Raw genomic sequence first — 6,803 nt, 5'->3', positions numbered from 1 at the left:
TCATCGATGCAAGCACATGTGGCAACTGATCCGGCGGGTGAAGTACTTCATGAACAACGCCTCACCATTCCCGGGTGGTGGTCATGGATTGCAGATAGTGGAGCACAATTAGGATCAGTTATTTAGTTGGTATTCGTCAAAAAATGGCTCTGTGAACACAGTGTGGAGGAGCGGGTGCTTAAGATGCAGGAACGCAAACAGGCCTTGGCTGGTAGTGTTTTCGGGTAAACGCAGGAGTAGGGCACTGCTCAACGGAATAGCGCCAATGAATTGCTGGACTGCTGCGCAAGGCCTGAGTGTGATCTCAATGGCCGTGCTTGAAAGGCAAGAAACCGATGCCGTTTCTGCCCCAGCATGCGGCATTTTTGTCTCATTTAAATGCCACGGCGCAGTCACTGGTGACTCCAGGTACGCCCCGTGTGAACTGAGCTCATGCAAAGCTTTTGGGCGAGCGTGATTCGTGAGGTGGCACTTTCTTTTTGCTTTGTTAAGAAACGCATCTGCCAAAGCGATTTGGATTATTGTGATGTTGAACGCATAAGCCGTGCCCCATCGATAGCGCAAGCGGCTAAATGCCTTTTGTCACAGTCAGACTTTATTCAAATTGGTTAAATATTCTTAACGCATCAGGCGATGCAAAAGAGATCCACAAAGTCGATCAAATATTATATTTATCCTCTAAGTGGCAAAGATGATGGCCTCTTCAGTGTCTCAAATAGCGTTAGGAATATCGCATGAAAAACAAAATTAAGTTAGTCACATTCTGCTGCGCAACGGCCTTAGGCTCCATTTCCATAGCCAATGCCGCCGTTTTCCCAGGGGCACCTGCGGTAAGCGTTCTAGGCAGTATTATTGTAAATCCGTATGGTAACGCTCCACTAACCGCGATAATCGGTAGAAATAGTAAGCACTTGTCGGATATCAGCGTTAAGGTACATGGTAAAGGCAAAAATGGTGTGCCGATTGAATACGATGTTGGCCCGACGATGCTGACGCGTCATGATGGCATTCCGGTATTTGGCCTTTATGCCGGTCACAAAAATAAGGTTTCGGTCACCTATACCCTGGATGGTAAATCAAAAACTGAGACCCATGAGGTGTACACCAGCCCATTAAAAGCCGATGCCATAGATAACCGAAACCTATCCATCTTCCATGAAGTTAAGGTTAAAGAGGTAAAGGAAGGGTTTGAAGACCGCCTCTATTTGGTAAATAGTCACAGTTACTTGCCGCAAGGCGCTGATGTTAACTGGACTGCTCCGTCAATGGGGGGGGAGTTGAGCGCTGATGGTGCCATCAGTATGGGTTCTGCCACCTTTGATATGGTGCCGATGCTGTATATCGTCGATACCCAAGGAGAGTACCGATGGTGGATGGAGCGTGATGCCGTCCATGACTACCGTGGCCACGATCTGGAAAAACGTGGCTACTTTATGGGGATCAACGAAACCAAAGATGGTCTGTTTACCTATGTGCAGGGGCAGCGTTTTGGTCTCTTCGATTTGATGGGTCGTTTTAAAAGCAACCCTTTGCCACGTGGCTATGCCGATACGACTCATGCGATGTTCCCAATGGAGAACGGTAACTTCCTGGTTCGAGCCTCCAAACAGAACTATCGTAACCCTGAAGGGGACTTAGTCCACACGGTACGCGATCACATCCTTGAGGTTAGCCCACATGGCGATCTCGTCGATGTCTGGGTCTTACCCGAAATTCTCGATCCCTATCGTGATGCACTCCTATATGCATTGGATATGGGTGCCGTATGTGCCAACGTCGATATGGATCGGATCGGCGAGACCATGGATAGCTTTGAGACCGATGCTCCCTATGGTGACCTAGCCGGAATTGGCGCTGGCCGTAACTGGGCCCACGTCAACTCCATCTCCCATGATCCGAGCGACGACAGCATTATTCTGTCACTGCGACATCAGGGCAACGTGAAGATTGGCCGTGATAAGGAAGTGAAGTGGATCTTGGCGCCCCGTGAAGGCTGGACTGGTAAGTTTGCTGACAAAGTCCTGACCCCAGTAGATGCCAATGGCAAGCCGATCAACTGTACCGTCAAGGGTAAGTGTGAAGGTGACTTCGACTTTACCTACACCCAACACACCACCTGGCTTAGCTCCAAGGGCACCATTACCTCGCTGGATAATGGCGATGGACGTTGGCATGAGCAGCCAGTGATGCCGACCGACAAATGGACTCGTGTCGTTGAGTACAAGGTCAACGAAGAGGACATGACGGTTGAGCAGATCTGGGAATACGGGAAAGAGCGTGGTTACGAATGGTATAGCCCAATTACCTCGAACACTGAGTATCGCCCAGATAGAGACACCATGTTCAGCTTCAATGGCTCCATTCAACTGTTTGAGCCGGGTAAGCCTACCATTGGTCGCTTTAATGAGATCGATTACAAGACCAAAGAGGTGATGGTTGAAATCGATGTTTACTCTGAAAAAGCGAATCAGACCCACTACCGTGGTGTCTTGGTTACCCCGCAGAGCCTGTTTGGCTTCTAATAGGGAAGTCAGGGGGATGCCAAGCCCCCCCCTGACTTTGTCTCGCGTAATTACTAGGAAGCAGCTAATTTAGATGATTGAAATCGTCAGTTACTGGTGCAAGTGAATTAATGGCTGAGACCGTGACAATAAAAAGTAAGTTATATGTCACCTTGTGTTATCTGAGTAAGGGTACTCATAAATATCACCACCAGATATAGGTGCTTGCAATCCCAAAAGGTCATTATTAGTGCGAACGTTCAATATGAAAGATAAACATGTACAGATACTCTTCATTTCCATGCTTGTGCTATTTTCAAACGTTGTAAGTGCAAAAATGCTTCATCGAGAGACAGCGATCAGCCTCTACTACAACTTTCATGATAGTAAAACACTAAAGGATAATCCACACAAAAATAATAGCCCAGCAATAAGTCTCGTTCATTTAGAAGTACATGATTGGGGCGATGCCTTTATGATGGTTGACTTGGATAACCCTATACCTAGTCTGGGCCGTCAAAATAAATACCATCCTGATTTCCCAGAGTGGACTCAACTACGTATCGCTTCCAGCGTCTCATACAACCTGACGGGTAACGATAAAGGTGGGGTTGGCTGGAACTTTGATGTCAACTATATGCTAGTTACTGAAGCCTATGCCATGGACCATAATTTAATTCCAGCTATATCTCGGGACTTTAAGACCGAGAACTGGTTCGTTCGAACTGGATTTGGGCCGCTCTTTGCAAACTTTCAGATGGATAGCCTAGAACCTGGAAACTTGGGCAATACCGATACCCATTTTGGTGGTAGTCACTTTTACATTACGGGGAACACAGTGTTAGACCTCGCAGGATATAAGATGCCATTTTCTATTGCCGCAACCCATCGATATACATCAGATAGTCGAATTGAGGTGATGCCATTGGAAGAACGTCAACTTTACGGTTACACATCAGAGATAAAGTTTCCGCTTGGTGAGCATTTTGATGCACGTATTCGTCATATGTGGGGGAAGGGTGATTTCGGCTTTTCCCAAGTCGGTGGTGGCGGCCATTACCTAATGGTTGGTTTTGACTATCGCTTGTAGCTATATATATAGCTCGCTTGTTTAGTTCTTAGGTGGAATAAAGAGTGAGTTATATTAAATTAGTGCGTTGGTGATATTGCTAGAAATGATATTGATTGCCACAGGGTTATCAATCGAGCAGATGATGATTTGATGTGCAAAATATAATAAAGGAGTTGCAGTTTAACATTTGGAAAGTTGAGTGGATAGAACCTAATTAACAGGGTTGTTGTGATGTTCTGTACTCTAGAATATAAAGAAGGCAACCAATTAAATTAGATGGCTATGATTGTGGTTTTAATTGTTAGGGATGATGATGATGAATTTTAAAAGCACTGCACTATGTTCGACCTTGTCGCTCCTCTGTATGGGCCCAGTTTCTGCTAAAATGCTATTTGAGGAAACCAGTATTGGTGCTTACTATTGGACGAGTGACCGAGCCTCGATGGAGCTGGTCTCAATTCGAGCTGACCGGCCTGGGATCAATTTACAACATGTTAGAGTAAATGATTGGGGGAGCGTCTTACTGTATGTCGAAGTTGATGACCCCTTCCAGATGACCAGTGATGATGCCAACGAGAATTTTCCAGAATTTGGTCAAATAACCATTATGCGCCCGGTCGCTGCAGTGCGATATAACCTCACGGATGGTGAAAAGCCCAGTACAGGTTGGCGTGCCAGTCTTGGATATAACGGAACTCTTCACAGGGTGGTCGCCGATCATACCTTGACGCCGGCTATTGGTTATGACTATAGAATTGGTGACGTTGCACTTTCTAGTAAGATCGGTATTCGTTACAACTATTTTGGGATGTCACCAGAGATCCAGGCGAACGGATTCAAAGGAATAGAATACGGTGTTTCCGCTCGTTATTCATTGGTGCTTGGAGGCAGAAAAATAGGCCTGTCAGGTATGTTTGATTATATCGAGAATTTTGATGGTTTTATAGAGGATGTTCCGCCAGGTGTTGTTCCTGGAACTTCCAAAAGGTTAATTTTAAATTCAACTGTACCAATTACCAACTCTATCGAATTCACTTTTATGTATGTATATGCCCGTGGGGAAGTAGGTTTGGACAACTATCAATCAGGCCATCACTTTGTTCCAGGGTTTAAATACACCTTCTAATCGACAACAATAAGTAAATATCAAGGAGCGCACCATGAAAAAAACTCTTATCTGCACCTCTTTAGCCACAGTACTTTTACTGGGTGCTATAGCCACCGTCAATGCGGCAGGCCTGCCGGCAGCGCCGCCATCGGGGGAACTGGGCGCCATTGTCATCAACCCCTACAAAAACTCACCATTGACCGCCGTGGTCAACCTGCACAATAAAGAGATCAGTGATGTCACTGTGACCGTCCATGGTAAGGGTAAGAACGGTGTGCCGATCTCCTATCCGGTCGGCCCACAAACCCTGCTGCGTCATGATGGCGTACCAATCTTCGGTTTGTATGCCAATCATCGTAATAACATCACTTTGAACTTCAACTTAGATGGTAAAAAGATCACCGAAGAGCATCAGATTGTTACCGGCGGTATCGAGAGCAAATATTTGGATCATCGGAACCACTATGCCATCCCCGCTGTGAACGTGACCAAGGTGGACAGAAAGTTTGCCGACCGCCTTTATTTGGTCAATAGCAACAGCTCCACAGCACACGGCTCGGATCTAAACTGGGTTGGCCCCAAACCGCCGCCAAAAAGCACTGCTGATATTCTAGCTGCGCAAAAAGCGATGGGCGCCATCCCATTCGATGCTGCGCCATTGAACATCATCGTAGATACCGAGGGCGAGATCCGCTGGTGGCTCAATCAGGATGCCACTTATGAAGGCCATGATATCGACCTGAATAAGCGCGGGATCATGATGGGGATCAACGAAACCCAGGATGGCATGTTCACCTTTGTCCAGGGCCAACGTTATGGCTTCTTTGACCTTATGGGGCGCATCGATGATTATCGCCTGCCCCGTGGCTATGCGGACGCCACTCATGCCATGTGGCCGATGGAAAACGGCAACTTTCTGGTTCGCGCCTCCAAGCAAAACTATTATAACCAATGGGAAGATACCTACGTCCACACCGTTCGTGACCATATTCTTGAAGTGGATGCCCGTGGCAACCTGCTTGACGTTTGGGACTTGAACAAGATCTTGGATCCCTATCGTGAGTCGCTGCTGGTCGGCTTAGATATGGGGGCTGTTTGCCTCAACATCGATGCTGATGCTGCTGGGATGACTATCGGTGCCGCTGAGTTGGATGCGCCTTACGGTGATATCCCCGGCGTTGGCCCGGGCCGCAACTGGGCCCACGTGAATTCCATCTCACACGACCCCAGTGATGACAGCATCATCCTGTCATTGCGTCATCAGGGCAATGTGAAGATCGGCCGTGATAAAGACGTGAAGTGGATAATTGCCCCTCGTGAGGGCTGGAACAATGAACTGGCCAAGAAACTTCTCACCCCGGTCGATAGTAAGGGCAAGAAAATCAAGTGTAACGACAAAGGTAAGTGTGAAGGGGACTTTGACTTTACCTACACTCAGCACACCACGTGGTTGAGCCCCAAGGGCACCATCACCTCCTTGGATAACGGCGACGGTCGCTGGAATGATCAACCAGTGATGCCCACTGATAAGTGGACCCGCTTTGTTGAGTACAAGGTCGACGAGGAGAACATGACTGTTGAGCAGCTCTGGGAGTATGGCAAGGAGCGTGGCTGGGAGTGGTATAGCCCTGTGACTTCCAACGCCGAATACCGCGCCGATCGCGATACTATGTTTGGCTTCGGCGGCTCCATCGATATGTTTGACCCGTCAACACCGACCATCGGCCGAATCAATGAGATCGACTACAAAACCAAAGAGGTCATGGTTGAGATCGACGTCATGACCCTCAAGCCTTTGGATGGTCACTATCGCTCCGTGATTGTTACTCCGAAAACCCTGTTCGGTAAGTAACCGAGTCTTGCACTCTAGCGTCAGCCTGACTGAGACTCTTCAGTCAGGCTATTAACTTCTTATTACACCATCGAAGCCTGAATGAAAAAGAAGATCCATTTCGTCATTGTACTGCTCGCCGTTGCTACCAACCCCTACATCACCTTGAAATATGTCCAACGCAGCAAGAATCTTGATGGCAATTAACACGTCACACTTACATTTGGGCAAATAGTTCTCCTTGGCGTGAATCTTTGTCGCTTCAGTTGGTGTTCAAGGTGGTGAGGTTCA

General features: G+C 47.5%; 4 protein-coding genes. All 4 read left to right on the top strand.

Annotation, left to right across the window (positions count from 1 at the left end; all coding sequences use genetic code 11):
* The first annotated feature begins 734 nt into the window (after window positions 1-734).
* The 4 genes from ABEA08_RS07045 (at window position 735) to ABEA08_RS07030 (ending at window position 6,533) form a co-directional block, all read left to right on the top strand.
* Window positions 735-2,522, top strand: coding sequence for an aryl-sulfate sulfotransferase (locus ABEA08_RS07045; RefSeq protein WP_345334586.1), 1,788 nt, complete (start codon window positions 735-737; stop codon window positions 2,520-2,522).
* A gap of 244 nt (window positions 2,523-2,766) precedes the next feature.
* Window positions 2,767-3,591 carry a hypothetical protein gene (locus ABEA08_RS07040; protein ID WP_345334585.1) on the top strand — a complete coding sequence of 275 codons (825 nt, stop codon included), beginning with the start codon at window positions 2,767-2,769 and terminating at the stop codon, window positions 3,589-3,591.
* 298 nt (window positions 3,592-3,889) lie between these two features.
* On the top strand, window positions 3,890-4,699 hold the full coding sequence (locus ABEA08_RS07035; protein WP_345334584.1) for a hypothetical protein: 810 nt from the start codon (window positions 3,890-3,892) through the stop codon (window positions 4,697-4,699).
* A 34-nt stretch (window positions 4,700-4,733) separates the two neighbouring features.
* Window positions 4,734-6,533 carry an aryl-sulfate sulfotransferase gene (locus ABEA08_RS07030; RefSeq protein ID WP_345334583.1) on the top strand — a complete coding sequence of 600 codons (1,800 nt, stop codon included), beginning with the start codon at window positions 4,734-4,736 and terminating at the stop codon, window positions 6,531-6,533.
* Window positions 6,534-6,803 lie beyond the last annotated feature (270 nt).

This window comes from Ferrimonas pelagia (assembly GCF_039543565.1).
Lineage (GTDB): Bacteria > Pseudomonadota > Gammaproteobacteria > Enterobacterales > Shewanellaceae > Ferrimonas > Ferrimonas pelagia.
Note: the sequence above shows the minus strand (reverse complement) of the source record. Positions and strands in the feature narration are given on the sequence as shown.

Coding starts and splice junctions, on each gene's coding strand:
- ABEA08_RS07045 (WP_345334586.1), top strand. CDS start 735: ATGAAAAACAAAATTAAGTTAGTCACATTCTGCTGCGCAACGGCCTTA.
- ABEA08_RS07040 (WP_345334585.1), top strand. CDS start 2,767: ATGAAAGATAAACATGTACAGATACTCTTCATTTCCATGCTTGTGCTA.
- ABEA08_RS07035 (WP_345334584.1), top strand. CDS start 3,890: ATGAATTTTAAAAGCACTGCACTATGTTCGACCTTGTCGCTCCTCTGT.
- ABEA08_RS07030 (WP_345334583.1), top strand. CDS start 4,734: ATGAAAAAAACTCTTATCTGCACCTCTTTAGCCACAGTACTTTTACTG.